Here is a 24,497-nt window from a genome sequence, read left to right as displayed (position 1 = left end):
GGGGTATGCCGTGGGGGGGGGGGGGGGGGGGGGGGCCCCCCCCCCCCCCCCCCCCCGGGGCGCCCCCGCGCGAGCGGGCCGCGGGGGGGGGGGGGGGGGGGGGCCCCCCCCCCCCCCCCCCCCCCCCCCCCGGGGGGGGCGCGGCCGCGACCCTCGACCGGTGATCGATTCGTGAGACTCTCTCGCCTTCTACTGCCGCGGAACGGGTCCGCGGAGCTACCCTGTGCGCGAAGGCCCGGCCAGAACGGGCCGGGGAGCTTCCGCGATGGTCAAGAACAGAATCTTCGCGGTGGCCGGTGTGGCCGCCGCCGTCGCCCTGATCGCGCTCGGGGCACCGCAGAGCGTGTCCGGCATCTCCCCGGGCGCGGGTAGCGTCCACTTCACCGCGTCGGGCGACTACAGCACGACGACGAACGCGCGCGCGGTGCTGCAGGGCATCCATGCCATCGCCCCGGACCTGCACCTCGCCCTCGGCGACCTCTCCTATGGGGCGACCGGCTCCGAGCAGGCCTGGTGCGACTTCGTGACGCAGTCGGTCGGCGCCGGGTTCCCGTTCGAGCTGGTGTCGGGCAACCACGAGAGCAACGGCCAGAACGGCAACATCAACGACTTCTCGGCGTGCCTGCCCAACCAGCTCCCCGGCGCAGTCGGCACCTACGGCCGCGAGTACTACGTCGACGTGCCGCAGGGTGCCCCGCTGGTCCGCTTCATCATGATCTCGCCGGGGCTGCCGTTCCCGGACGGGACCTGGACCTACGCGGCGGGGACCTCGCACTACTCCTGGACCGCCGCGGCCATCGACGGCGCGCGCGCCGCGAACGTGCCGTGGGTGGTGGTCGGGATGCACAAGCCGTGCCTCTCGCTCGGCCACTACGCGTGCGATCCGGGAGCGGACATCCTCAACCTGCTGGTCTCCAAGCGCGTCGACCTGGTGCTGAGCGGGCACGAGCACCTGTACCAGCGTACGAAGCAGCTGGCGACGGGAGCCGCATGCCCGTCGATCACGCCGGGGACGTTCACCGCCGGCTGCGTCGTCGACTCCGACAGCACGCTCGTGAAGGGCGCGGGAACGGTGTTCGCGACGGTCGGGACAGGCGGGAACACCAACTACGACGTCAACCCGGCCGACTCCGAGGCCGGGTACTTCGCGTCGAGCTACGGCAGCGGAGCGGCTCCGTTGTTCGGCTCGCTCGACGTCACGGCGACCGCGACCCAGCTCACCGCGTCCTTCGCGCGGGCCGGTGGTGCCGCGTTCACCGACAGCTTCACGATGGGACCGCCGACCGGAGGCGGGAACCAGCCGCCGACGGCGTCCATCGCCTCCAGTTGCACGAACCTCGCGTGCAGCTTCGACGGCACCGGATCGAGCGACCCCGACGGGACGCTGACGTCGCTCGCCTGGGACTTCGGCGACGGGGCGAGCGGAACGGGAGGCACGACGTCGCACACATATGCCGCAGCGGGCACATACCAGGTGCGGCTGACCGTGACCGACGACGGCGGGGCGACGGCGACCGCGACGAAGTCGGTGATGGTGACGACGTCCCCGCCGCCGAGCGTCCTGGCCGCGGACACCTTCACCCGCACGGGGGCGGGCGGCTGGGGCGCGGCCCCGACCGGCGGCGCCTGGTCGATCACGGGCTCCGCCTCCCTCTACTCGGTGAACGGCAGCGCCGGTCTGATCTCGCTCGGAGCGGCGGCGGGCGGGACCGCGCGGTTGCTCGGCGTGAACTCCACCGACACGGATCTGCGGCTCTCGGTCGCCCTCGACAAGCTGCCGTCCACCGGCAACGTGTATCTGACGCTGCAGGGCAGGCGGGTCGGGACGGCGGGAGCGTATGCCTCGAAGGTGATCGTGTCCGCCGCGGGCAAGGTGACGATCCAGATCACGCGCGTCGACCAGAACGCCAGCAACGAGGTCGTGATCCAGTCCTCGGTCGCGGTGCCCGGCGTCACCTACACGCCGGGGACGAAGCTGGACGTCCGCGTCAGGATCACGGGGACGAACCCGACCCTGATCGAGACGAAGGCGTGGGTCGACGGCGGTGCGGAGCCGGCGGCGTGGCAGCGGTCGGCGACCGACGCGACGGCCGCGCTGCAGGCCGCAGGCGCCATCGCCGTCACCGGCTACCTGTCCGGCGGTGTCGCGAACGCGCCGGTGGTGCTGTCGGTGGACGACGTGAACGCGGTGAAGCCGTAGCGGCGGCGGGGCACCCGAACCCCGCCCACGATCCTGAGAACACTGTGAGGACCCCTTCACCTCCGGCCCGGGCGGTGCGACGCTTGCGCCGACGCAAGGATCGGAGGCGATGTGGGTCGCACGAAAGGCAGGGCGCGGGCGAGGTCGGCCGGGAGCGAGGCCGTCCACGGCATCGACCGGCTGGTGCGGAACGTCGAGACCGGGCGGTTCGAGCGGTCGCTGTCCGGGCTGACGGCGGTCGGCGCGCTGGTGACCGCCGGCGAGATATACTTCGAGCACGACAAGGCCAGCTTCGGCAACCGGTGGATGTGGGCGCCGATCGTGCTCGGGCCGGTCGGCGCCGTCGCGGGCATCGCCGGCGTGTTCAGCCGCAGGGCGGCCAAGACGCTGCTGCCGATCGCGGCGGCGACGATCGTCGCCAACGGGCTGCAGGGCACCTGGCTGCACGCGCGCGGGATCGGCCAGAAGCCCGGCGGCTGGCGCAACGCCCGCTACAACCTGGAGATGGGACCGCCGCTGCTGGCGCCCCTGCTCGTCACCCTCGTCGGCGGGATGGGGCTCCTGGCCGCGATCCTGAGGCGCGAGAAGTGACCGCCCCCGGCGACGCCGTTCCCGAGCGCTACCCGGGCTTCCACGTGCTCGACCAGGCGAAGCGGTGGGACGAAGAGACGCGCTCCGTCGTGTTCTCGCGCGTCGGCCGGCCGCCGGACATCCGCTTCTTCGACGCGGTGCAAGAGGCGGCGGCGACAGCGCTGTTCGACCGGCTGCTCGACCAGCATCCCGGCGACCGGCCGGTCCCGGTGACCGCGATGGTGGACGCCAGGCTGGCCGAGAAGGAGACGGACGGCTGGCACTACGACGACATGTCCGACGACTGGGATTCCTGGCGCGGCAGCCTCGCCGCGCTCGACGACGAGGCCCGCGACACGCACGGCACGACGTTCGCCGCCTGCGCCGAGGAGCAGCAGCAGGAGCTGCTCGGCCGCATCAAGGACGGCGACGGCGAGTGGCGCGGCTTCCACCGGGCGCGGATCTGGAGCCTCTGGACGCGCTACGCGTGCACCGCCTTCTACAGCCATCCCGCCGGGTGGGACGAGATCGGCTTCGCCGGGCCCGCGTTCCCGCGCGGCTACAAGAACCTCGGCGTCGACCGGCGCGAGCCGTTCGAGGTGGCGGACGGCCGGCCGGAGCAGATGCCGAAGGACGGGACGGGCCGATGAGCGCGGTGCGCGATCGCAACGCCTCGGCCTGGCTGCTCACGCCGGACGGCTCCCGCGAGGAGCCGCGGCTGCGCGAACGGATGCGGCGCTTCGCCGACGCCGACGAGGTGGACATCGCGATCGTCGGCTGCGGCGCGGGCGGCTCCGTGCTGCTGCAGCGCCTGGCGCGCGCCGGCTGGGACGCCGTCGCGTTCGAGGCGGGGCCGTTCTGGGACCCCGCCAGGGACTGGGTGAGCGACGAGGCGGGGTCGCACCACCTGTACTGGACGGAGCCCCGGCAGATCGGCGGAGACGACCCGGTCCCGCTCGGCTCCAACAACTCCGGCCGCGGCGTCGGCGGCTCGATGGTGCACTACGCGGGCTACGTGCCGCGGTTCCACCCGAGCGACTTCCGCACCCTCAGCCAGGACGGCGTCGGCGCAGACTGGCCGATCGAATACGGCGACCTCGCGCCGTTCTACGCGGACATCGAGAACGAGCTGCCGGTCGCCGGCGAGGATTGGCCGTGGGGCGACCCGCACGGCTACCCGCACCGGCCGCATCCCGTCTCCGGCAACGGCGAGACCTTCCTGCGCGGCGCTGAGGCTGCAGGGATCACGGCGAAGGTCGGCCCGGTCGCCATCGCCAACGGCCGCTTCGGGCACCGGCCGCACTGCATCTACCGCGGTTTCTGCCTGCAGGGCTGCAAGGTCAACGCGAAGGCGTCGCCGCTGATCACGCACGTCCCGGACGCGCTGGAGCACGGCGCGGAGGTGCGCGCGGACAGCATGGTCACCTCGATCGAGGTCGACCAGCGCACCGGGCGGGCGACCGGCGTGCACTACATCAAGGACGGCCTGCCGCGCTTCCAGCGGGCCAGGATGGTCGCCGTCGCCGGCTACTCCATCGAGACGCCACGGCTGCTGCTGAACTCCGCCTCGGCGCGCTTCCCGGACGGGCTCTGCAACGACTTCGACCTGGTCGGCCGCTACCTGATGGTGCAGGGCGCTCCGCAGACCGCCGGCCGGTTCGAGCAGGAGATCCGGATGTGGAAGGCGCCGCCTCCCGAGGTGAGCACCGAGCAGTTCTACGAAACCGACCCGGCGAAGCCCTACCAGCGCGGCTACTCCATCCAGACGGTCTCGCCGCTGCCGATCACCTGGGCGGAGCACGTGATGGCCCAGGGGCGCTGGGGCGCGGACCTGCGCCGCTACATGTCCGACTACGTGCACTGGGCGTGCCTCGGCGCGCTCTGCGAGTTCCTGCCGCAGGCACGCAACCGGGTCACCCTGGCCGAGGAGAAGGATCGCTACGGGCTGCCGGTCGCGCACTTCTCGTACTCGCAGTGCGACAACGACCGGGCGCTGGCGAAGGCGGCGCAGGCGACGATGGAGCGCATCCTCGACGCCGCGGGCGCGCAGGAGACGATGACGGTGCAGCGCTACGCGCACCTGGTCGGCGGCGCACGCATGGGCGCCGACGAGACGCAAGGGGTTGTCGACGGCGACTGCCGGACGTTCGCTGTCCCCAACCTGCTCATCACCGACGGGAGCGTGCTGCCCACGCAGGGCAGCGCCAATCCCGCCCTCACCATCATGGCGGTCGCCGCACGCGCGGCGGACCGGCTCATCCAGCGCCCGGAGCCCTGAGCGGCGCGGGCGCCGACACGCGAAGGAGAGACGATATGGCGACGACGGTCAGCGAGTTCGTGATCGGACGGCTGCGGGAGTGGGGCGTGCGCCGCGTGTTCGGCTTCCCCGGCGACGGCATCGGCGAGTTCGACGGGATGCTCGGCAAGACCGAGCGTGCCGGGGAGGGCCTGGAGTACATCCGGCCGACGCACGAGGAGATCTGCGCGCTGATGGCGGTCGCGCACGCCAAGTTCACCGGTGAGGTCGGCGTCTGCATCGCCACCTCCAGCCCCGGCGCATTCCACATGATGAACGGGCTGTACGACGCCAAGATGGACAACCAGCCGGTCGTCGCGATCGTCGGCCAGCAGGGGCTGAACTCGTTCGGCACCTTCAACCAGCAGGAGAGCAACCTCGAGCAGACGTTCTCCGACGTGGCCGCGTACGTGCAGACGATCGTCTCGCCCGAGCAGGCGCAGGCCGTGGTGGACACCGCGTTCCGGACCGCGATCACCCGCAAGCAGCCGACCGTGGTCATCCTCCCGCACGACGTGCAGGGCATGACGATGGCCGAGCCGGGAGCGGAGATGTGGGTGTCCCGCTCCAGCGCGGTGGCGCCGTCGACGGCCATCGCCCCGCCCGCGGAGCAGCTGCAGGCCGCGGCCGACCTGATCAACGCCGGCGAGCGCGTGACGTTCCTCGTCGGCCACGGCGCCGTCGGCGCGACCGAAGAGGTGCTGCAGGCCGCGCGGCTCGCCGGAGCCGGGGTGATCACGACCCTGCGCGGCAAGCAGGTGGTGCCGGGCGACGTCCCGTTCCACACCCAGCAGGTCGGCCTGCTCGGCTCGCGGCCCAGCTACGACCAGATGCAGGAGTGCGACACCCTCGTCCTGCTCGGCACCAACTACCCCTACGGCCAGTTCCTGCCGAAGACCGGGCAGGCGAAGGCGATCCAGGTGGACCTGCGGCCCGAGCAGCTGGGCCTGCGCTACCCCACCGACGTGAGCATCTGGGGCGACGTGAAGACGACGCTGACGGGCCTCCTCCCGCTGCTGAGGCAGACCTCCGACCTGTCCTGGCAGGAGAAGGTCGCCGAGAAGATGCGCGACTGGGACGACGAACTGGCCGCGCAGGCGGAGCAGCACTACGACGACGGCGTGAACCCGCGGCGGGTCTACCACGAGCTGAACAAGCGCCTTCCCGCCGGGGCGATCGTCACGTGCGACGCCGGCACCACCGCCGACTGGTACGGCCAGCACATCCGGCTGCGCGACGGGATGCGCGGCGACCTCTCCGGGCGCCTGGCGACCATGCTCGCCGCGATGCCGTACGCGACCGCGGCGAAGTTCGCCTACCCGGACCGCACGGTGGTCTGCACGATCGGCGACGGCGCCTTCCAGATGCTCGGGATGAACGAGCTGATCACGCTCAAGAAGTACCTGTCCCGGTTCGCCAACCCCACCTTCATCGTGCTGGTGCTGCACAACGACGACCTCACCCAGGTGTCGTGGGAGATGCGCACCGAGGACGCGAACCCGGTCTGGTCCACCTCGCAGGACGTGGAGTCCGTCGACTACGCGGGCTGGGCCCGGCTGCTCGGCTTCGAGGGCGTCACCGTCACCTCCGACGACGAGGTGGAGGCGGCCTGGGACGCCGCGTTCGCGCACCAGGGCGTCACGGTGATCGACGCGCACACCAGCAAGAACGTGCCGCCGCTGCCGCCGCACATCACGTTCGAGTTCGCCAAGAACACCGGCCTGGCGCTGCTGAAGGGCGACCCGGACGGCCTCGGCGCGATCAAGGACTCCGCCACCTCGCTCCTGACCGAGGGCGTGGAGCGGGTCAAGGACGCCCTGCACATCGACCGCGACCGCGACGACGAGAAGCGATGAGCGAGAGTCACGATCCGCGCATCCACTCCATCCAGGCCGCCGCGTACCGCGTGCCCACCGCGACCGGCGGCCGGGAGCGGGCGGAGAGCGACGGCACGATCGCGTGGGACGCGACCGGCGTGCTCGTCGTGCGGCTGACCGCCGGCAGCACGACCGGGCTCGGCTACGCGTACACCTCCCCCGCCGCGCTCGGGATCGTGCGCGAACTGCTGTGGGACCGGGTGCGCGGCGCCGATCCGCTCGACACCGCCCGCAGCTTCTGGGCGATGGCGCGCGCGACCCGCAACGCCGGCTGGCCCGGCGTCTGTGCGAGCGCGATCGCGGCGGTCGACATCGCCGTCCACGACCTCGCGGCGCGGCTGCTCGATGTGCCGCTGGTGAAGCTGCTCGGCGGCGCGCACGAGACGATCGCCGCCTACGGCAGCGGCGGCTTCACGGACTACACCGACGACGAGCTCACCGCGCAGCTGGGCGCGTGGGCGGAGCAGGGGCTGCGCAGCGTGAAGCTGAAGGTCGGCTCGCATCCCCGCGACGACCTGCGCCGGGTGCAGCTGGCCCGCGCGGCCGTCGGGGACGATGTGGAGCTGTTCGTGGACGCCAACGGCGCCTACGACAGGAAGACCGCGCTCGACCTCGCCGAGCAGTTCGTGATCGACGGCGTCACCTGGTTCGAGGAGCCGGTCTCCAGCCAGGACAGGGACGGCCTGCGGCTGCTGCGCGACCGGGTCCCCGCGCCGATCCGGGTCGCAGCGGGCGAGTACGCGTACACGCCGGCGGACTTCCGCGACCTGCTCGTCGGCGGCTGCGTCGACGTGCTGCAGGCGGATGCGACCCGCTGCGGCATCACCGGGTTCGGGATCGCCGCCGGGCTGGCGCGCGCGTTCGGCGTCCCGCTCAGCGCCCACACCGCCCCCGCGCTGCACGCGTCGGTCGCCGCCGCGCACGACGAGGCCGTCAACGTCGAGTACTTCCACGACCACCAGCGCATCGAGGGGATGTTCTTCGACGGCGTCCCTCCGGTGGTCGACGGCGAGCTGGTGCCCGACCCGGCCGCGCCGGGGCACGGGCTGCACTTCCGGGAGGCCGCTGCGGCGGCGTACCGTGTCGACACGTTCGCCGCCGGCCGGGCGGCGCGGGAGGGAGAGCGATGACGTTCCGGCAGATCGAGCTGGCCGGCGGGCACACCGTCGGGATGTCCGGGATCGGCGATCCGGTCGCCGAACATCTGGCGGTGCTGTTCCATCCCACGCCCGGCGCCTCGGCGTTCGACCCGGACCCGCACGCGACCGACCGGTCGGGCCTGCACATCATCGGCTTCGACCGGCCCGGCTACGGGTCGTCGGAGGCGTGGGACGTGACCGTCGACGGCTGGGTGGACGCGGTGGCCCGCTACCTGCGCGCGATGGAGCGCAGCGCGGACCTGTCGAGCGCGACCCGGTACGGCCGGATCAGCGCGATCGGCTGGCGGGAGGGCGCCGTGTACGCGACCGCGCTGGCGGCCCGGCACCCCGACCTGCTGCACCGGCTGGTGCTGGTCAGCCCACTGGCGCCGGCGAACGCGGCCCGCGCCGAGCATCCGCCGGTCGACGCGCCGGCGCCGGGTGCCGCGGCGCGCCCGGCCGGCTACGACGACCGGCTGCGCCGCATGCTGGACGACGCCGGCCGGCAGGGCGAGGTCGGCGTGCTGGCCGACCGCCGGGCGTTCGCCGCCGTGGGGTCCGCGGCTCCCCGCGTGGATGCCGACGCCCTGATCGTCTACGGCAGCGCGGACGACGACGCGACGGTGCACGACGCCGACTGGTACGCGGCCGGCCTGACCCATGCGACCGTCGACCGGGTCGACGGCGGCTCCGACCTGATCGCGCGGCACTGGGAGCGCATCCTGCGTTTCCTCGCCGAGTAGCCGCTCGCGGATGCTCACATTTGCGCCACATCGTGGTTGCGGTGTCGCCGGAGACGCGATTTGGCGCAAATGTTCACCACACCTGGGGCGCGGTGGCTGTCACATTCCGGCGGTTACGGCGGTCTGAGTGGTGAGGGCCCGCACCGGGCGGGACGCGAAGGGTGGACACGGCGATGGCTGCAGCAGGACACCGGACGGGACTCGCTGGCTCGGTGGCCGCGGTCAGGGACTGGCTCGGTGCGGGGCACCGGGAGACGGTGCACCGGCTCGGCCGCGCCGCCGCGCGCGGCGATCTCGCCGGGATGCGCGCGCTGATGAGCGAGGACGTCGCGGTCGTCGTCTACGCGGGCGACGATCAGGCGTCGACGATCCGGGTCGTGCGCGGCCCGGACGACGCGAGCCTGCTGCTCGCCTACGGTTTCGGACCGGAGGACGTGTCCGTGCGGGAGCGCCCGGTGAACGGCAGGCCCGGCCTGATGCTGACCCGGACCGGCTCGCCGCTCGCCGCGATCGCCGTCGACCTCAGCGGCGCCCTGGTCAGCATGGTCTGGGTGCGGCTGAACCCGGCGCCGCTGAGGCACTGGCAGACGGTGTGACGCACCGGGCGCTCCGCACGCGGCGGGGCGCCCGGTCCGCGTCGCGCTACTCGTCCCGCGCGTCGGGTGCGTCGAACTCGTCGAGCTGGTCGACGCCCTGCGGCTCCTCCACCTCGATCTCGACGCCGCCCTCGTCGCCGCCGGCGTCCTCCTCCCGGAACGCCCCCGTCCCCTCGTCGAGCGTCCCCTCACCGTCCGGGTAGCCCGCCTCGTCCGGGTACTCGACGCCGCCTCCTGCTGCTGCCGTCATGGCTTCTCCCTCCGTCTGGTCCGATCCAACACCAGCCCTGACCGGCCGCGCCAGAAGAATGTGACGGCGACCTGTCACAATCGCGCACGCTGTCCGGTCGGAGCTGGTGGACGGCGCACCGGGCGCGCGTCCCGAACGGAGGAGCACATGAAGATCGTCGTCATCGGAGGCACCGGGCTGATCGGCCGCCGGCTGGTCGAGCTGCTGCGGGAGCGCGGGTCGGACGCGGTCGCGGCCTCCCCCTCCACCGGCGTCGACACGCTGACCGGCGCCGGGCTGGCCGGGGTGCTCGCCGGCGCGGACGTCGTCGTCGACATCCCCAACTCGCCCTCGTTCGAGGACGCCGCCGTGCTCGACTTCTTCGAGCGCTCGACCGGCACCATCGTCGCCGCCGAGCGGGAGGCGGGCGTCGGGCACCACGTCGTGCTCTCGATCGTCGGCGCCGACCGGCTGCCGGACATCGGCTACATGCGGGCGAAGGTCGCGCAGGAGCGGATCGTGACCGGCTCCGGCATCCCGTTCACCATCGTGCGGGCCACCCAGTTCTTCGAGTTCGTGCCCGCGTTGGCCGACGGCGCGACGCAGGACGGCACCGCCACCCTCTCCGACGTTCTGATGCAGCCGATCGCGGCGGCCGACGTGTCGGAGGCGCTGGCCGGGATCGCCGAGGCCGCGCCCGTGAACGGGATCGTGGAGCTCGCCGGTCCCGAGCCGCTGCGGCTCGACGACCTGGCCCGGCGCATCCTCGCCGCCCGCGGCGACGCGCGGACCGTCGTCACCGACCCCGCCGCCGGCTATTTCGGCGGCGCCGTCGACGACACCTCGCTCATCCCCGGGCACGACCCGGCGGTGCGGGAGCAGCTGCGCGGCGGCACCCCGTTCTCGACCTGGCTCGAGGAGGGCCGCTAGCATTCGGGCCATGGCGGACGACGGCGGCGGGATCGGCACCATCGACAGCGTGGACGACGCGGCGGCGACCTTCGCCGCCGTGCGTCCGCGCCTGTTCGGCATCGCCTACCGGATGATGGGCACCGTGGCGGACGCCGAGGACCTCGTGCAGGAGGCGTGGCTGCGCTGGCAGGCGTACGACAGGGCGAGCGTGCGCGAGCCCGCCGCCTTCCTGGCGACGACGATCACCCGGCTCGCGATCAACGAGCTGCAGTCGGCGCGGGCGCGCCGCGAGACGTACATCGGCCCGTGGCTTCCGGAGCCGGTGGACACCAGCGCCGACCCGCTGCTCGGCGCCGAACGCGGCGAGGCCCTCGAGTTCGCGGTGCTGACGCTGCTCGAGAAGCTGTCGCCCACCGAGCGCGCGGCGTACGTGCTGCGGGAGGCGTTCGACTACCCGTACGCGCAGATCGCCCAGATCATCCAGGCCACCGAGGCCTCGGCCCGGCAGCTGGTCAGCCGCGCCCGCAAGCACCTGGCCGAGGAGCGGCGGGTGCGCGAGGTCGGAACGAGCGAGAAGCGCCGGATGCTGGAGGCGTTCCTGGAGGCGGCGCAGTCCGGCGACATGGTGGAGCTGGAGAAGCTGTTCACCGCCGACATCGTCAGCTACTCGGACGGCGGCGGCCTGGCCCGCGCCTCCCGCATCCCCGTGCGCACGCGCACCGTGGTGGCGAAGTACCTGCGGGCGTTCGCCAACCGGTTCTGGGAGGGGACGGTGCACATCGTCTCGTCGAACGGCGAGCCGGCCGCGGTGCTCGTGCGGGACGGCGCTGTCGTCGCGTTCGTCACGGTGGACGCCACCGCCGACGGCATCCGCCGCCTGCACTGGGTGCTGAACCCGCAGAAGCTGGCGCGCATCCCCGTCCCCGCGTAGCGGGTTCCCGCCCGGCTGTCACAAACCGGCGGCCTCCCCTGTCTTAGTTCATGAGGACAGGAGGTCGATAACGATGCGTCGCATCCTCATCGTCGGCGGCGGGTACGCCGGTTTCTACACGGCCTGGAAGCTGGAGAAGAGACTCCGGCCGGGCGAGGCCGAGATCGTGGTCGTGGACCCGCGGCCATACATGACCTATCAGCCGTTCCTCCCGGAGGTGGCGGCCGGGTCGATCGAGGCGCGGCACGCGGCGATCTCGCTGCGCAGCCACCTGCGACGGGCGCGGCTGATCCACGGGTCGGTCACGCGCATCCGGCACGCGGACCGGACGGTCACCGTGCAGCCGCGCGACGGCGACGCGTTCGAGCTGGGCTACGACATCATCGTGGTGACGGCCGGCGCCGTCACGCGCACGTTCCCCATCCCCGGCGTCACCGAGCAGGCGATCGGCATGAAGCACGTGGAGGAGGCGGTCGCCATCCGCGACCGCCTGCTCGACGCGTTCGACCGGGCATCGCTGCTTCCTGCGGGACCCGAGCGGTCACGGCTGCTGACGGTGGTGTTCGTCGGCGGCGGCTTCTCCGGCGTCGAGGGCTTCGCGGAGCTGCTGTCGCTCGCCACCGCGCTGCTGAAGTCGTATCCGGAGCTGCACTTCTCCGACCTCTCGTTCCACCTGGTGGAGGCGCGGGACCGGATCCTGCCGGAGGTCACCGACGAGCCGGGCGCCTGGGTGGTCCGCTCGCTGGTGGAGCGCGGGGCGCGCATCCACCTCGGCGCCCAGCTGCTGTCGGCGGAGGGCGGCCACGTCGTCCTCTCGACCGGTGAGGAGTTCGACGCGCACACCATCGTCTGGACCGCCGGCAACGGCGCCAACCCGGTGATCGCGAACAACACCGACCTGCCGATCACCGCGCGCGGCTCCGTGATCGTGCGCCCCGACCTGCGGGTCGGAACGGCGGACGAGCCGGTGCCGGACGCGTGGGCGGCCGGCGACGACGCGGCGGTGCCCGACCTGGCGTCGGACGTGCCCGGCGCGCTGACCGTGCCGAACGCGCAGCACGCCGTGCGGCAGGGCAAGCGGCTGGCCGCGAACATCGTGGCGAGCCTGCGCGGCGAGCGGACGCGCGACTACGTGCACCACAGCCTCGGCGTCGTCGCGACGCTCGGGCTCGGGAAGGGCATCTTCCAGTGGCGGGGCATCGTGATCACCGGCTTCCTCGCCTGGGTGATGCACCGCGGCTACCACGTGCTGGCGATCCCGACGTGGGAGCGGAAGGTGCGGGTGCTGCTGGTCTGGGCGACCGCCGTGGTGTTCGGGCGTGACATCGTCTCGCTGCTGTCCGTGCAGCATCCGCGCCGGGCGTTCCTCGGCGAGGAGCCGGACGCGGTCGACGGCGGCCGCCTGGTGGATGCGGGGGCGCGCTGATGCCCGTCGACCGCAGGACCCACGCCTCCCTCACCGACCGGTTCGAGCGGGTCGCCTCCCGCTCGGCCGCGGGCCGCCGGTTCGGCGCCCTGCGCGCCGAGCTCTCGACGCGGCGCGCCCCGCTGCACTGGACGACCATGTTCGGCGTCGTCGCGCTCGCCTGCCTGCTCGTGCTGTTCGTGACCGGGTTCATCCTGATGTTCGCCTACGCGCCGTCGAGCACACGCGTGACGTACGACGGCTCGTACGCTCCGCTGGCGGGAGCCGAGATGTCGAAGGCGCTGCAGTCGACGCTCGCGATCTCGTTCGAGCTGCCCGGCGGGATGCTGCTGCGGCAGGCGCACCACTGGGCCGCGCTGCTGCTGCCGGCGGCGATCATCCTGCAGCTGGTGGTCGCGTTCTTCACCGGCGCGTTCCGGCGGCCGCGGCGCACCTCCTGGCTGCTGCTGTTCGGGCTGCTGATCGCGGCGCTGGCGGGCGGCTGGAGCGGCTACGCCCTCCCGGACGACATGCTCTCCGGCACGGGCCTGCGGATCGTGGAAGGTATCGTGCTGGGCATCCCGGTGGTCGGCACCTGGCTGTCCTGGCTGCTGTTCGGCGGCGAGTTCCCCGGGCAGATCATCGAGCACCTGTACCCGATCCACATCGCCGTCGTCCCGGTGCTGATCGTGCTCCTGCTCGCCGGGCGCTGGCGCGAGGCGTACCTGCACAAGGCCGCGCAGTTCCCCGGCGACGGCCGCAGCGAGACGGTGATCGTCGGCGTGCCGGTGTGGCCGAACCTGGCCGTGCGCGCGGGCGGCCTGCTCGCCGCGACGACCGGCGCGATCGTGCTGATCGCGGCCACCGTCACCATCGGCCCGATCTGGCTGTACGGCCCGTCCTCCCCCGGCGACGCCGGCGCAGGCAGCCAGCCGGACTGGTACACCGGGTTCCTGGACGGCGCACTGCGCCTGGTCCCGCCCGGCTGGGAGGTCGAGTGGCTGGGCCGCACCTGGACCCTCGCGGTGATCGTGCCGCTCGTGGTGGTCGGCGCCTTCCTGGCGCTGGTCGCGCTGTACCCGTTCATCGAGGAGTGGCTGAGCGGCGACTCCCGCGAGCACCACATCCTGGACCGGCCGCGCAACGTCCCGACCCGCACCGGGATCGGCGTGGCAGGCATGGTGTTCTACGCGGCGCTCTGGGGTGCGGCGAGCGCCGACCTGGTCGCCACCCACCTGCACATCGGGCTGGAGGTGGTGGTGCACTCCTTCCAGGCGCTCGTGGTGCTCGGCCCGGTCGTCGCCTTCGTCCTGACCAGGCGGGTGTGCCTGGCGCTGCAGAAGAAGGACCTGAGCATCCTGCTGCACGGCTACGAGACGGGCCGCATCGTCCGGCTCCCCGGCGGCGAGTACGTGGAGGTCCACGGCGCGGTCGACGCGCACGAGCGCTACCGGCTCGCGGGCCCGGAGGCGGTCACGCCGTACGCGGCGCACCCGGACGGCGACGGGCACCTGCGCCTGCTCGACCGGGCACGGGCGCGGGCGTCCCGGTTCTTCTTCGAGGACCGGCTGACCCCGCTCCCCCCGGACAGCGCGCCGGCGGCGCTCGGCGACGGCGAAGGGCGGTCGGATGCGCGAGCGGCGTCGACGGCGGGAGCGGCGTGACCACGCCCGCCTGACCGCGGCTCTGTGCGACGCGCTGGGGACCGGGGACGCGTGCGCGGTCGCGCGCGTCCTCGGTCCCGTGGCGCGGGTCGTGGTGGACACGGGCCGGGCGGGACTGCGGGCCGGGCCGGCGCTCGCCGCGGACCCCGCGGCGCACCTGGTGGTCGTGCTCGGGCTCGCGGAGGGCCTTCAGCTCACCGTCCGCTCGGTGAACGGCGCTCCGGGCATCGTCGCGCGCCGCGACGGCGCGGCCACGGCCGTCGTCGTCGCGTCGGGACGCCCGGGGGCGGCGTCGACCGTGTGGGTCGTGGCGAACCCCGAGAAGCTGCGCGAGTGGTGAGCCGCGCGCCCGCCCGATCACCGCTTCCTCAGGATGCCGGACACCCCCGTCACGAAGAGGCCGAGCAGGCTCCACGCCGTCAGCTTGATCAGGGTGATGAGGGCGCTCAGCCACAGGTCGCGCTCACCCACCACGCCGCCGACTGGCCGATGCGGGGTACGCGGTGGGCGCGAGATCGCTGGACCCCGTCGTGAGGGTGACGACGCTCTCGTCCGGCGCGGCGGGGGTCGGGACGACCGTCGAGACGGCGGTCTGCTGCTCGATGGCCGCATCGCAGTCGGTCGGCGAGAACGCCCCGAGGTTCGCCGTGATGAGGATCGTCGTCGCGAGCCACAGGCCGGCGAGCCGCACGAGGGCGAGCTGCGAGTAGTAGCCGTGCCCGATCGTGATCTTCGTGACCGTGCGCCACACCATGGCCGAGCACCGGTTCGCCAAGTGCCGGAAGAGCCGGTCCGTGGCCTCGTACTTGAGTCGACGCGCCTCGGATTCGCGTCCCGCGTTCTCGAACACCGCGGCCACCGCCATCCACGACTGGATGCCGAAGGTTCTCCTGCGGCGCTTCGTCTGGGCATCGGCGCCCTGCCCGTCGACGAGCGAAAAGTGGTTGTCGATGCGGGCGTGCGCCAGCCGGACGCTCCGCATCCAGGAGCCGTCGATGTGCACGTCCCCCGCCCGCACCGAGGTCATCCCGAGATCGCCCTCGATGCGCACGCCGGTCATCCGGACCGCGACGTCGAGCGTCGCGAAGTCGAGGTCCAGCTCACCGTCGATGCGGAGGCCGCGCACGAGCAGCCCGTTCGGGTCGCACCGGCCCGCACGGTCGAGCAGGGCCTCCCGCACAACCTCCGCCCGCACGCCGACCGACGGAACATGGCTGAACCGGTTCAACCGGGAGATCACCCGGTAGTCCCTGGCACGGGGCGTGAAGTCCAGCGTCTGACCGGTCGCGATCCCCGCCCGCAACAGCTCCGCCCATCCTGCATCGGTCAGCGTCCCCGCGATCGCGGCGTCCACCGCGTCCCTGATCTCCGTCACGCGAAGGACACTATGGGTGCCCCCGCAGCGGGCCACCCAGCACCCCCACCAGTTCGGGGTCGGCATCCCCTCGACTGGGGTGAGTCGGCCGGCGCGGATTTCGATAGCGTCGCCATCCATGGGGGATGTTCCGGCCGATGCGGCGAGGCCTGCGCGTGCGCGCACCGACTTCGCCGGCATCAGCGCGCTGTCGTCGCGGCCCGCCGGTTACGCCGTGGCCCTCAAGTGCCTCGACGTACAGCAGGCCGCCGAGAAGCAGGATCCGTCGCTCAGGACCGAGGAGCGCGTGATCCTGCACGGCGATGCGTGGTCGTGGTACCGGGGCGCGCTCGGCGAGATCGCGGTCGGCGCGCTGTTGCGGGAACTCGGGCCGGAGTGGTTCGTCCGGCACTCGGTCCCGATCGGCACGGGGACGAAGGACGTCGACCACCTGGTCATCGGGCCAGGCGGCGTGTTCGCGATCAACACGAAGCACCACGCAGGTGCCGGGGTCTGGGTGGGCGACCGCCTGATGCGCGTGAACGGCGCCAACAAGCCGTACCTTTCGGCGGCCCACCGCGATGGCGCCGACATCGGCCGCCGGCTCGCAGCGAAGACCGGCTTTCCCGTCCCCGTCACCCCTGTCATCGCGCTCGTCGGCGCCGCATCCCTCACCGACGCGCGCTCGCCCCAGGACCGCTCGATCGCGGTGGTGGACGCGCGATCGCTGGTCGCGTGGCTGACGGCCCGATCCACTCCGCTCACCACCACGAGGCTCGATCTCATCACGCTCGCCGCCGAGGAACCGGGGACCTGGCACGTCGATCCGCGAGCGGCCGACACCCTCCGGGTTATGCAGCGATTCGAGCGCCTCGTCGCGAAGGTCGGGTTCCCCGAGCCCGGCCCGAGCCCACGGACGTCCGCACCACGGCCCAAGCGAGGCCCCGCGCGACGGCCGGCCGGCTGCAACAGGCCGACCGGACGCGCCGTCCTGCTGGACCTCCTTCGCCTGTGGGCCGTCGCGGGAACGGTCCTCGTGGGCATCCTCATCCTGCGCGCCATCGCGAACCAACCGTGCTCGCCCCCGGCGGGATGCGTCCTCCCGTCGGTCTACGCCGCCTGGAAGCCGCTCCTCATCCTGGCCGGCATAGCGTTCAGCGGCATGGCGATAGCCGGAACTGTCCTCGGTGCGATGCGAGCGGCCGCCCGAGCGCTCGGCAAGCGCTGAACGCTTGGTGCGCCGCCCGCTACCCACCCAACTGCCCGCGGATCAGCGCCACGATCTCGTCGCGCACGCGGTCCGACTTCTTCGACCAGATCGGCGTGAAGAGGCTCGCGGAGATGCCGATCTCGATCCGGCGTCCGTCCTCCGCGGTGAGCACGAGCGAGCTGGGATGGGCGCCGGCGTCCATCCCAGGCTCCACGGCCACGATCGTCGCCATCGGCACCGCGCCCGCCGCCCCGTTCACGGTGTCGGTCGCGTAGCCGATCAGCTTGCCGGCGAGCTTCCCGAGCTGAGCCAGCCCGTCGGGGAGGAACTCGATCCCGTCGTTGAGCAGCTTCGACGCCATCCCGACATCGATCGGACGGAACAGCAGGCGCTGGTCCGTGACGACGAGCATCCCGCCGACCAGGGACTGGCCGCCCTTCAGGTAGGCGGCCTGCTGCTGGCGCAGGACGCGTTCGCCCGGCAGCAGCGGCACGTCGACGTAGCCGTCGTCCCGCGGGGCGAAGATCCCGGTCATCGGGTGCCCCTAGTACACGTCCGCATCGCAGAACGGGCATCGGTACGGGCCGTCGGGATGCATCTGGTCCTTGAAGACCGTGTGGCCGTTGGTGCAGGACGCATCCAGCTGCCAGTTCCCCGTGCGCGTCTTCGACGCTTCCGTCCGGAACATCAGAAGTCGTCCGTTCCGACGAATTTTGCCTCGATGGAGTCTGCGGCTCCGATGACGAAGTGCAGTGGAGCGTCGAAGTCGCCGGCATCGAGGTCGGCGAGCGGGACGGAGTGGCGGAGGGTGAGCGTGTCCGAGTAGGCGACCAGTCCGCCGACCACGTACTCGGACGCCTCCCGGAGGAGGGCGTTTAGGTCGACCGTGCCGAGGGTCGCCACCGGAGAGGCGATCGTCGCGAACTCGACGCCGGAGCCGGTGACGCTCTTCTCCACGAGGACGATCTGCGAGCGGCCGTTGCCCGTGTCGAAGAGCAGCTTGATCAGCGTCCCGTCATCGGACGTGATCGTGTATCCGGAGGCGATGTACTGCTTGAGCTGGTCCCAGGAAGCCATGGGTGTTTCCCCCGATCATGTTATAAATGAGTTTTGCTCGACTGGTACGGCCACACGCTAGCGGCGCGCCGATGCTGCGACTGTCCCCACTTCAGGGGTCACGAATCGGGTGAATCCGTGCTACATTCACCCATATGGGTGAATATCAAGCAGCAACACTGGACCGGGTTTTCGGGGCGATCTCCGACCCGACCCGGCGGGAGATCCTGAACCGGCTCGCCGCGGGCGACGAACGCGTCACCGACGTCGCCAGCACATTCACCATCTCCCTCAACTCGGTCTCCAAGCACGTGCGCGTGCTCGAGCAGGCAGGGCTGGTGACCCGCAGCATCCAGGGCCGTAACCACGTGCTGTCGCTCAACGCCGACCCGATGTCCGAGGCCGCCGCGTGGCTCGACCACTACCGCGCGTTCTGGACCGACCGCCTGGCCGCCCTCGACCGGTTCGTGACCGGGTCCGGGGACGGCTCGGCGTCCGGCTCGGCATCCGGCTCGTCAACGGAGGACGCCCGATGATCGCCCCGCTCGTCGTCTCCCGCCTCATCGCCGCCGCCCCGGAGCCGCTGTTCGACGCGTGGCTCGACCCCGAGGCGCTCGCCGTGTGGATGCGTCCCGGCGCCGCGACCCACACGGATGTCACGGCGGATCCCCGCGTCGGCGGCGAGTTCCGCATCGTCATGCACAACCTGGACGCCCCGATCGTGCACAGCGGAACCTACCTGACCATCGACCGTCCGCGCCGCCTGGCATTCACCTGGCGCTCTCCCGTCACCGAGGACGCGGACACCCTGGTCACCGTCGACTTCGAGCCACGCGCCTCCGGGACCGAGGTCGTCATCACCCACGAGCGCCTGCCGCACGACCCGTCGGCCGACGCCCACCGCGACGGCTGGACCGACTGCCTCGCCGGGCTCGCGGCCTTCGCGAGCGACGCCACCACCGACGCCACCACCGGATCCACCACCCGATCCACCACGAAAGGACACTGAAATGGTCGACATCCTGCACCAGGTGGGCGTCAAGGACGCCTCCGCCGACGACGCCTACCGCGCCCTCACCACCCTCGACGGCCTCTCCGGCTGGTGGACCGAGAACACCTCGGGCGACCCGTCCCTGGACGGCGTCATCCGGTTCCGCTTCGAGCCGGGCGACATCGACATGAAGGTCGTCGCCCTCGACCCCGCCTCGCGCGTCCGCTGGGAGGTCGTGGACGGCCCGGCCGAGTGGATCGGCACCCACGTCGACTTCGCGCTGGAACCCGACGGCGAGTACACCCTGGTCCGCTTCCGCCACGAGGGCTGGGCCGAGCCGGTCCCGTTCATGCACCACTGCACCACCAAGTGGGGCGTCTTCCTGCTCAGCCTCAAGTCCCTCCTGGAGACCGGGAGCGGCGCCCCCGCCCCGCGCGACACCAAGATCGACTCCTGGAACTGAGGCCGCTGCGTCACACTGGCAGGGTGACCACCACAGAGCGCACCCTCCTCCTCCTGCGGCACGCCAAGTCGGACTGGTCGGGGTCCGTCGCCGACCCCGACCGGCCGCTGGCCGAGCGCGGCCGCGGCCAGGCTCCGCTCGCCGGGCGCTGGCTCGCGGGTCGGGCCGACCCGATCGACCTGGCAATCGTCTCCCCCGCGGAGCGTGCAAGGGAGACCTGGGAGCTCGCGTCCGCCGAGCTCCCGTCCGCTCCCTCCGCCCGCGTCGACGAGCGCGTCTACGCGGCCTCCGCGGACCGGCTCCTGAGCGTTCTGCACGAGGTCCCGGACGAGGTCCGTACGGTGCTCCTGATCGGCCACAATCCCGGCATGGAGCAGCTCGCCTCGCGCCTCGCGGGCGAGGACCTGATCCTGCGCACCGCGGGCATCGCGGAGTTCGGCGTGACGGGAGCGTGGTCCGGTGTCGGCCGCGGGCCGGCCGTGCTCCGCGCGGCGGGCCGCTCGGACGGGCGGACGCTCGGCTGAACCCGCCCGCGCCGCGGTCCCCTCCGCGCCGGTCGATGTCCGCGGTCTCTGCGACCATCCTCGTGAGACACGACCGATCGGAGAGTGGGATGCGCGGCGAGGCGACCGTCCTGCACGCTGACCTCGACGCGTTCTACGCGTCGGTGGAGCAGCGCGACGCGCCGCAGCTGCGCGGCCGACCCGTCATCGTCGGCGGCGGCGTCGTGCTGGCGGCGAGCTACGAGGCGAAGGCGCGCGGGGTGCGCACCGCCATGGGCGGAAGGCAGGCGAGGGAGCTGTGCCCGGAGGCCGTGATCGTCCCGCCGCGCATGGACGCCTACTCGGCGGCGAGCAAGGCGGTCTTCGCGATCTTCCGCGACACCACCCCGCTCGTCGAGGGGCTGTCGATCGACGAGGCGTTCCTCGAGGTCGGCGGTCTCCGGCGCATCGCCGGCTCCCCCGAACAGATCGCGACCCGGCTGCGCGCGCGGGTGCGCGCCGAGGTGGGCCTGGCCATCTCGGTCGGGATCGCGCGCACCAAGTTCCTCGCCAAGGTCGCCAGCGCGGTGAGCAAACCCGACGGCCTCCTGCTCGTCGAGCCGGAGCGGGAGGAGCAGTTCCTGCTGCCGCTCCCGGTGGAGCGGCTGTGGGGCGTCGGCGCGGTCACGGCCGAGAAGCTGCACCGGCTCGGGATCCGCACCGTCGGCCAGCTCGCCGAGCTCGAGGAGTCGGCGGCCGAGCGCCTGCTCGGGAAGGCGAGCGGCGCGCACCTGCACGCGCTGGCCCGGCTGCGCGACCCGCGGCCCGTCGACTCCACGAAGCGCCGGGGATCCATCGGCTCGCAGCGTGCACTCGGCAGCCGCCCGCGCACGGCCGACGAGCTGGACGTCATCCTCACCCAGATCCTCGACCGGCTCGCCCGCCGCCTCCGCGACGGCGACCGAACCTGCCGCACGGTCGTGCTGCGCCTGCGGTTCGGCGACTTCGCCAAGGCCACCCGCTCGCGCACGCTCGGCGCGCCGACCGACCGCACCTCCGTCCTGCTCACCGTCGCGCGGGGCCTGCTCGCGGCCGTCCAGCCGGAGATCGCCGCGCGCGGCATCACCCTGATCGGCGTCTCGCTGTCGCACCTGGGCCGTTCCGACACGTTCCAGCCCGAGCTCCCGATCGAGTGGGAGGACGGAGCGCGCCTGGACACCGTGCTCGATGCCGTCCGCGACCGGTTCGGCGCGTCGTCGGTCGCCCGCGCCACACAGCTCGGCCGCGACCCTGGCTGGTCGACGCCCCTCCTTCCGGAGCACCAGTGACCGCTGGGCCATTAGGCTGGCGGGGTGAGTCTGATCGATCCGCGCGAGGCCGAAGCACGTAAGACCGCGGACCTTCAGGGCGCGCCCGCGGCGCTCGCGGCGACCATCGTCGCCGGCCTCTGCGTGCTGCTGTCCGCCGCCCTGATCGGCTTCGCGGCCGCCGCCGTCTTCGACCAGTTCCGCATCACGAGCATCAACAGCGTCTTCAGCAGCTGGGACACCCGCATCCCCGTCGCCGTCCGTGGCTGGGGGCTCCCGCTCGGGATCATCGCGAGCATCTTCTCGACGGCCCAGTACGCGAAGTGGAATCACCGCTTCACCGGCAGGAGCACGTCCTTCGCCGGCCTCGGCCCGCTCACCATCATCCTGCTGGGCCTGACCGCCGGGATCTGGCTGGCGACGACACTGTGGACCGAGCCGGACGCCGTCGGCGTCGCCGTGGACCCGACCTTCTCGCGCGATGAGCGCTGGGACGTCGGCGCCTGGGTGCTCTACTCCGCGAAGTGGTGGCTCCCTGGTCTGTTCGCGCTCCTGACCGTGCTCAGCCTGGTCGGCCGCCTCGCCTCGGGCCGACAGCGCTCCCGTCGCTCCGCGACCGTCGAGCAGCTCCTGGAGACCGGCGCCCTCGTCGACGCGGAGGTGCTGCAGGCCCCGCTGCCGGTGGCGGAGGCCTCCCGGATGGCGGCGACGCTCCTGGTCTCGTTCACCGACCGCCAGCAGAGCACCCGCTTCGTCCGCTGCACCGCCCTGCTCCGAACGAGCCAGCTCCCGCCGGTCGGCGCGCACGTGCCCCTGCTCTTCGATCCCGCGGCCCCGGGCGACGTGAAGCGGATCTTCCTGTCGCCGACCGGGGGAACGTCCCCGGAGGACTTCCAGCCCGTCACCGCGGCGCGCTGACCGCGTACGCCGGACGGCCGCCGCGCGCTCAGTAGTCTTCGCGCCGGTCCGCCTCGGCGTCGGCCACCGGCTCCACCTCGGCCAGCTCCCGCAGCGCCGCCCGCAGCTGCAGGGTCAGCCACTCGGCCGTGACGTCGCCCGGCGCGAGGGCGTCCAGCTGCGCGAGGCGTTCCGTCGCCGATCCTCGAAGGTCGTCCATGTCCGTCCCCTCCTTCCTCACATCGTCTGCCGCATCCCGCCGTCGATCACCACGTCGGCGCCGGTGAGGTTGCCGAGCACCGGGCTCGCCAGCATGACCACCAGCGCCGCCACCTCCTCCGGCGTCGTGAACCGGCCGGTGACCATCGCCTGCTCCGCGCCGCGCCGGACCTCGTCCGGCGTGCCGCCGCCGGCCGCGGACACGGTCTCCGCCACTCCCCCGTTCCCGAGCCAGAGCGCGGTGGCCACCGGCCCCGGACTGATCGAGTTGACGCGGATCCCACGCGGCCCGAGCTCCTTGGACAGCGACTTGGAGAAGCTGAGCGCCGCCGCCTTCGCCGCGCTGTAGTCCATGACCAGCGGATCGGCGAGCATCGAGTTCTCGCTGGCGATCGTGACGATCGCCGCCCCGTCCGGCATCTTCTCGAGGAGCGCGCGGGCGACGCGCACCCCGGCGAGCGCGTTCAGCTCGTACGTCCGAAGCCAGTCCTCGTCCGTGATGGACGCGAACCCGCCCGGCCGCGGAGGCGCCGACCCCACGTTGTTGACGAGCACGTCCACCCGCTCGACCTGGTCGCGGAGCCCGTCGATCTGCGCGGGATCCGAGAGGTCGGCGGCGACGAACCGGAACCGCTCGCCACCGGCGAGCTCATCGGTCTCCGGCGTGCCGGAGCGGGCGACCCCGACGACGGAGGCGCCCTCGGCGAGCAGGGCGCGGGCGGTCGCGAGCCCGATGCCGCGACTGGCCCCGGTGACGACGGCGGTGGTGCCGGTGAGGTGTAGGTCCACGCGCGCGACTATGCCGGTTCGCGCGCGGGGTGGCAAGGGGTCACGGGCAGACGCGGACGCTGTGCCCTTCGAACGTCACGACGTCGCCGACCTGCAACTGCCGCCCGCGCCGCCGATCGACCTCGCCGTTCACGGTCACTTCCCCGTCGACGATGGCCTCCTTGACGTCGCCGCCGGAGTCGAGGAGCCCCGCGAACTTGAGGAACTGCCCGAGGCGGATCATGTCGCCCCCGATCGGGACGTCTTCGATCGGTGCGGAGCTGGTCATTCCAAAATGCTAGCCCGCCCAGTAGCCTCCGGGGAGAACGCCCCGCGTGGATCAAGGGAGACGACGCGATGAGACCCCTCCGCTACGCCATCAACGTCACACTCGACGGCTGCGTCCACCACGAGGCCGGCCTCCCGCCCGACGAGGAGTCGATGCGCTTCTGGACCGCCGAGCTGCAGCGAGCCGACGCCCTGCTCTTCGGCCGCACCACCTACGAGATGATGGAATCCGCCTGGCGCCGCCCGGCCTCGGGAGCCTGGCCCGACTGGATGGACGCCTGGCAGCTCCCCTTCGCCGAGGCGATCGACACCGCCAGGAAGCACGTCGTCTCGAGCACGCTGGCCTCGGCGGAGTGGAACGCCGACCTGCTGCGCGGTGACCTCAAGGAGGCGGTCCTGGGGCTCAAGAGCGAGCCGGGCGCCGGCCTCTTCGTCGGGGGCGTGACGCTCCCCCTCGCCCTCGCCGACCTGGGCCTGATCGACGAGTACGTCTTCGTCGTGCAGCCGATCCTCGCGGGCCACGGCCCGACGCTGCTGGCGGGGCTGCGCGAGCAGATCCGGCTGGAGCTGGTGGAGCGGACGGACTTCCGGTCCGGGGTGACAGCGCTGCGGTACCGGCCGGTCCCGGCCGGCGGCTGACCTCGACGCCGCGGTTCCGGCGCCCCGCGCCGCCGTCAGACCCGCTGCAGCAGCGGCCCCAGCCGCTCGGCCGTGTCGCCGACGAGGCCGAGCAGCCCGTCCCGGTCGGCCAGCCGCGCGGCGGGGACGGCCAGGGCCAGCCCGGCGACCAGGCGCCGGTCCGGCGACCGGACCGGGATCGCCAGGCAGCCGAACCCGGGGGTGAGCTCGCCCTCCTGCGTCGTGTACCGCGTCGGCGACGGAACCGTCGCCGACGCCTGC

At 72.6% G+C, this 24,497-nt stretch carries 29 protein-coding genes and 1 pseudogene; 21 read left to right on the top strand and 9 right to left on the bottom strand.

Going from position 1 to position 24,497, the window contains the following annotated elements; translation table 11 throughout:
• The first annotated feature begins 265 nt into the window (after positions 1-265).
• The 8 genes from ACTHMF_RS01740 (at position 266) to ACTHMF_RS01705 (ending at position 9,421) form a co-directional block, all read left to right on the top strand.
• Positions 266-2,200, top strand: coding sequence for a PKD domain-containing protein (locus ACTHMF_RS01740; RefSeq protein ID WP_440316047.1), 1,935 nt, complete (start codon positions 266-268; stop codon positions 2,198-2,200).
• A 111-nt stretch (positions 2,201-2,311) separates the two neighbouring features.
• Positions 2,312-2,791, top strand: coding sequence for a hypothetical protein (locus ACTHMF_RS01735; protein ID WP_314148796.1), 480 nt, complete (start codon positions 2,312-2,314; stop codon positions 2,789-2,791).
• Complete coding sequence (locus tag ACTHMF_RS01730) at positions 2,788-3,420, top strand: gluconate 2-dehydrogenase subunit 3 family protein (protein WP_314148797.1); 633 nt, start codon at positions 2,788-2,790, stop codon at positions 3,418-3,420. The genes ACTHMF_RS01735 and ACTHMF_RS01730 overlap by 4 nt, the downstream gene beginning before the upstream one ends.
• Complete coding sequence (locus ACTHMF_RS01725; RefSeq protein WP_440316046.1) at positions 3,417-5,048, top strand: GMC family oxidoreductase; 1,632 nt, start codon at positions 3,417-3,419, stop codon at positions 5,046-5,048. The genes ACTHMF_RS01730 and ACTHMF_RS01725 overlap by 4 nt, the downstream gene beginning before the upstream one ends.
• A gap of 35 nt (positions 5,049-5,083) precedes the next feature.
• Complete coding sequence (locus ACTHMF_RS01720; protein WP_440316045.1) at positions 5,084-6,922, top strand: thiamine pyrophosphate-requiring protein; 1,839 nt, start codon at positions 5,084-5,086, stop codon at positions 6,920-6,922.
• A complete protein-coding gene (locus tag ACTHMF_RS01715; protein ID WP_440316044.1) occupies positions 6,919-8,073 on the top strand; it encodes an enolase C-terminal domain-like protein in 1,155 nt (384 codons plus the stop codon). Before ACTHMF_RS01720 ends, ACTHMF_RS01715 begins: the two co-directional genes overlap by 4 nt.
• Positions 8,070-8,825 carry an alpha/beta fold hydrolase gene (locus ACTHMF_RS01710; protein ID WP_440316043.1) on the top strand — a complete coding sequence of 252 codons (756 nt, stop codon included), beginning with the start codon at positions 8,070-8,072 and terminating at the stop codon, positions 8,823-8,825. Before ACTHMF_RS01715 ends, ACTHMF_RS01710 begins: the two co-directional genes overlap by 4 nt.
• 173 nt (positions 8,826-8,998) lie before the next feature.
• Positions 8,999-9,421: a hypothetical protein gene (locus ACTHMF_RS01705; protein WP_440316042.1), complete on the top strand. Its 423-nt coding sequence runs from the start codon at positions 8,999-9,001 to the stop codon at positions 9,419-9,421.
• Between the two features lie 46 nt (positions 9,422-9,467).
• Here ACTHMF_RS01705 and ACTHMF_RS01700 read toward each other — a convergent pair whose 3' ends face one another.
• Positions 9,468-9,671: a hypothetical protein gene (locus ACTHMF_RS01700; protein WP_314148803.1), complete on the bottom strand. Its 204-nt coding sequence runs from the start codon at positions 9,669-9,671 to the stop codon at positions 9,468-9,470.
• A gap of 147 nt (positions 9,672-9,818) precedes the next feature.
• Here ACTHMF_RS01700 and ACTHMF_RS01695 point away from each other — a divergent pair, with 147 nt between their 5' ends.
• The 5 genes from ACTHMF_RS01695 (at position 9,819) to ACTHMF_RS01675 (ending at position 14,902) form a co-directional block, all read left to right on the top strand.
• Positions 9,819-10,580, top strand: coding sequence for an SDR family oxidoreductase (locus ACTHMF_RS01695; protein WP_440316041.1), 762 nt, complete (start codon positions 9,819-9,821; stop codon positions 10,578-10,580).
• Positions 10,581-10,590: 10 nt separating this feature from the next.
• Entirely contained in the window at positions 10,591-11,493 is a 903-nt protein-coding gene (locus tag ACTHMF_RS01690) for an RNA polymerase sigma-70 factor (RefSeq protein WP_440316040.1), read from the top strand.
• 73 nt (positions 11,494-11,566) lie between these two features.
• Complete coding sequence (locus ACTHMF_RS01685) at positions 11,567-12,919, top strand: NAD(P)/FAD-dependent oxidoreductase (RefSeq protein ID WP_440316039.1); 1,353 nt, start codon at positions 11,567-11,569, stop codon at positions 12,917-12,919.
• A complete protein-coding gene (gene qcrB, locus ACTHMF_RS01680) occupies positions 12,919-14,562 on the top strand; it encodes a cytochrome bc1 complex cytochrome b subunit (RefSeq protein WP_440316038.1) in 1,644 nt (547 codons plus the stop codon). The genes ACTHMF_RS01685 and qcrB overlap by 1 nt, the downstream gene beginning before the upstream one ends.
• Positions 14,528-14,902, top strand: a complete 375-nt coding sequence (locus ACTHMF_RS01675) for a hypothetical protein (RefSeq protein WP_440316037.1) — start codon at positions 14,528-14,530, stop codon at positions 14,900-14,902. The genes qcrB and ACTHMF_RS01675 overlap by 35 nt, the downstream gene beginning before the upstream one ends.
• A gap of 123 nt (positions 14,903-15,025) precedes the next feature.
• Here ACTHMF_RS01675 and ACTHMF_RS01670 read toward each other — a convergent pair whose 3' ends face one another.
• Positions 15,026-15,937: a hypothetical protein gene (locus ACTHMF_RS01670; protein ID WP_440316036.1), complete on the bottom strand. Its 912-nt coding sequence runs from the start codon at positions 15,935-15,937 to the stop codon at positions 15,026-15,028.
• A gap of 118 nt (positions 15,938-16,055) precedes the next feature.
• On the opposite strand from ACTHMF_RS01670, the gene ACTHMF_RS01665 reads away from it, so the two are divergent.
• Positions 16,056-17,144, top strand: coding sequence for a nuclease-related domain-containing protein (locus ACTHMF_RS01665; protein WP_440316035.1), 1,089 nt, complete (start codon positions 16,056-16,058; stop codon positions 17,142-17,144).
• Between the two features lie 19 nt (positions 17,145-17,163).
• Here the strand turns inward: ACTHMF_RS01665 and ACTHMF_RS01660 are convergent, their stop codons facing one another.
• From ACTHMF_RS01660 to ACTHMF_RS01650, 3 genes are read right to left on the bottom strand one after another with little or no spacing between them, the layout of a single operon-like run.
• Positions 17,164-17,661, bottom strand: coding sequence for a hypothetical protein (locus ACTHMF_RS01660; protein WP_440316034.1), 498 nt, complete (start codon positions 17,659-17,661; stop codon positions 17,164-17,166).
• A 9-nt stretch (positions 17,662-17,670) separates the two neighbouring features.
• On the bottom strand, positions 17,671-17,814 hold the full coding sequence (locus ACTHMF_RS01655; RefSeq protein ID WP_440316033.1) for a hypothetical protein: 144 nt from the start codon (positions 17,812-17,814) through the stop codon (positions 17,671-17,673).
• Complete coding sequence (locus ACTHMF_RS01650) at positions 17,814-18,203, bottom strand: hypothetical protein (protein WP_440316032.1); 390 nt, start codon at positions 18,201-18,203, stop codon at positions 17,814-17,816. Before ACTHMF_RS01650 ends, ACTHMF_RS01655 begins: the two co-directional genes overlap by 1 nt.
• A 134-nt stretch (positions 18,204-18,337) precedes the next feature.
• On the opposite strand from ACTHMF_RS01650, the gene ACTHMF_RS01645 reads away from it, so the two are divergent.
• From ACTHMF_RS01645 to ACTHMF_RS01620, 6 genes are all read left to right on the top strand, one after another.
• A complete protein-coding gene (locus ACTHMF_RS01645; protein WP_440316031.1) occupies positions 18,338-18,718 on the top strand; it encodes an ArsR/SmtB family transcription factor in 381 nt (126 codons plus the stop codon).
• Complete coding sequence (locus ACTHMF_RS01640) at positions 18,715-19,191, top strand: SRPBCC family protein (RefSeq protein ID WP_440316030.1); 477 nt, start codon at positions 18,715-18,717, stop codon at positions 19,189-19,191. Before ACTHMF_RS01645 ends, ACTHMF_RS01640 begins: the two co-directional genes overlap by 4 nt.
• 1 nt (position 19,192) lies before the next feature.
• Positions 19,193-19,636, top strand: a complete 444-nt coding sequence (locus tag ACTHMF_RS01635; protein WP_440316029.1) for an SRPBCC family protein — start codon at positions 19,193-19,195, stop codon at positions 19,634-19,636.
• Positions 19,637-19,659: 23 nt separating this feature from the next.
• Positions 19,660-20,160, top strand: coding sequence for a SixA phosphatase family protein (locus ACTHMF_RS01630; RefSeq protein ID WP_314147533.1), 501 nt, complete (start codon positions 19,660-19,662; stop codon positions 20,158-20,160).
• An 89-nt stretch (positions 20,161-20,249) separates the two neighbouring features.
• Positions 20,250-21,446, top strand: coding sequence for a DNA polymerase IV (gene dinB, locus ACTHMF_RS01625; RefSeq protein WP_314147532.1), 1,197 nt, complete (start codon positions 20,250-20,252; stop codon positions 21,444-21,446).
• A gap of 24 nt (positions 21,447-21,470) precedes the next feature.
• The gene (locus ACTHMF_RS01620; RefSeq protein ID WP_440316028.1) at positions 21,471-22,343 is read left to right on the top strand and encodes a hypothetical protein; all 873 of its coding nucleotides are present in this window, start codon (positions 21,471-21,473) and stop codon (positions 22,341-22,343) included.
• A gap of 28 nt (positions 22,344-22,371) precedes the next feature.
• Here the strand turns inward: ACTHMF_RS01620 and ACTHMF_RS01615 are convergent, their stop codons facing one another.
• From ACTHMF_RS01615 to ACTHMF_RS01605, 3 genes are read right to left on the bottom strand one after another with little or no spacing between them, the layout of a single operon-like run.
• On the bottom strand, positions 22,372-22,542 hold the full coding sequence (locus ACTHMF_RS01615) for a hypothetical protein (RefSeq protein WP_440316027.1): 171 nt from the start codon (positions 22,540-22,542) through the stop codon (positions 22,372-22,374).
• 17 nt (positions 22,543-22,559) lie between these two features.
• Entirely contained in the window at positions 22,560-23,330 is a 771-nt protein-coding gene (locus ACTHMF_RS01610; protein WP_440316026.1) for an SDR family NAD(P)-dependent oxidoreductase, read from the bottom strand.
• A 40-nt stretch (positions 23,331-23,370) separates the two neighbouring features.
• Positions 23,371-23,598 (bottom strand): RNA-binding S4 domain-containing protein, encoded by a 228-nt coding sequence (locus tag ACTHMF_RS01605; RefSeq protein ID WP_314147528.1) that lies wholly within the window; start codon positions 23,596-23,598, stop codon positions 23,371-23,373.
• A 68-nt stretch (positions 23,599-23,666) separates the two neighbouring features.
• Between ACTHMF_RS01605 and ACTHMF_RS01600 the strand changes: the two genes are divergently transcribed.
• Entirely contained in the window at positions 23,667-24,236 is a 570-nt protein-coding gene (locus ACTHMF_RS01600; RefSeq protein ID WP_440316025.1) for a dihydrofolate reductase family protein, read from the top strand.
• Between the two features lie 35 nt (positions 24,237-24,271).
• Here the strand turns inward: ACTHMF_RS01600 and ACTHMF_RS01595 are convergent.
• Positions 24,272-24,497: pseudogene (locus tag ACTHMF_RS01595) on the bottom strand (helix-turn-helix domain-containing protein); the annotation flags it as partial.

The sequence above is a fragment of the Leifsonia sp. genome (assembly GCF_051955155.1).
In the GTDB taxonomy this organism is placed as follows: Bacteria; Actinomycetota; Actinomycetes; order Actinomycetales; family Microbacteriaceae; genus Leifsonia.
The sequence above is the reverse complement of the archived record's forward strand: the minus strand, read 5'-3'. Positions and strand labels throughout refer to the sequence as shown.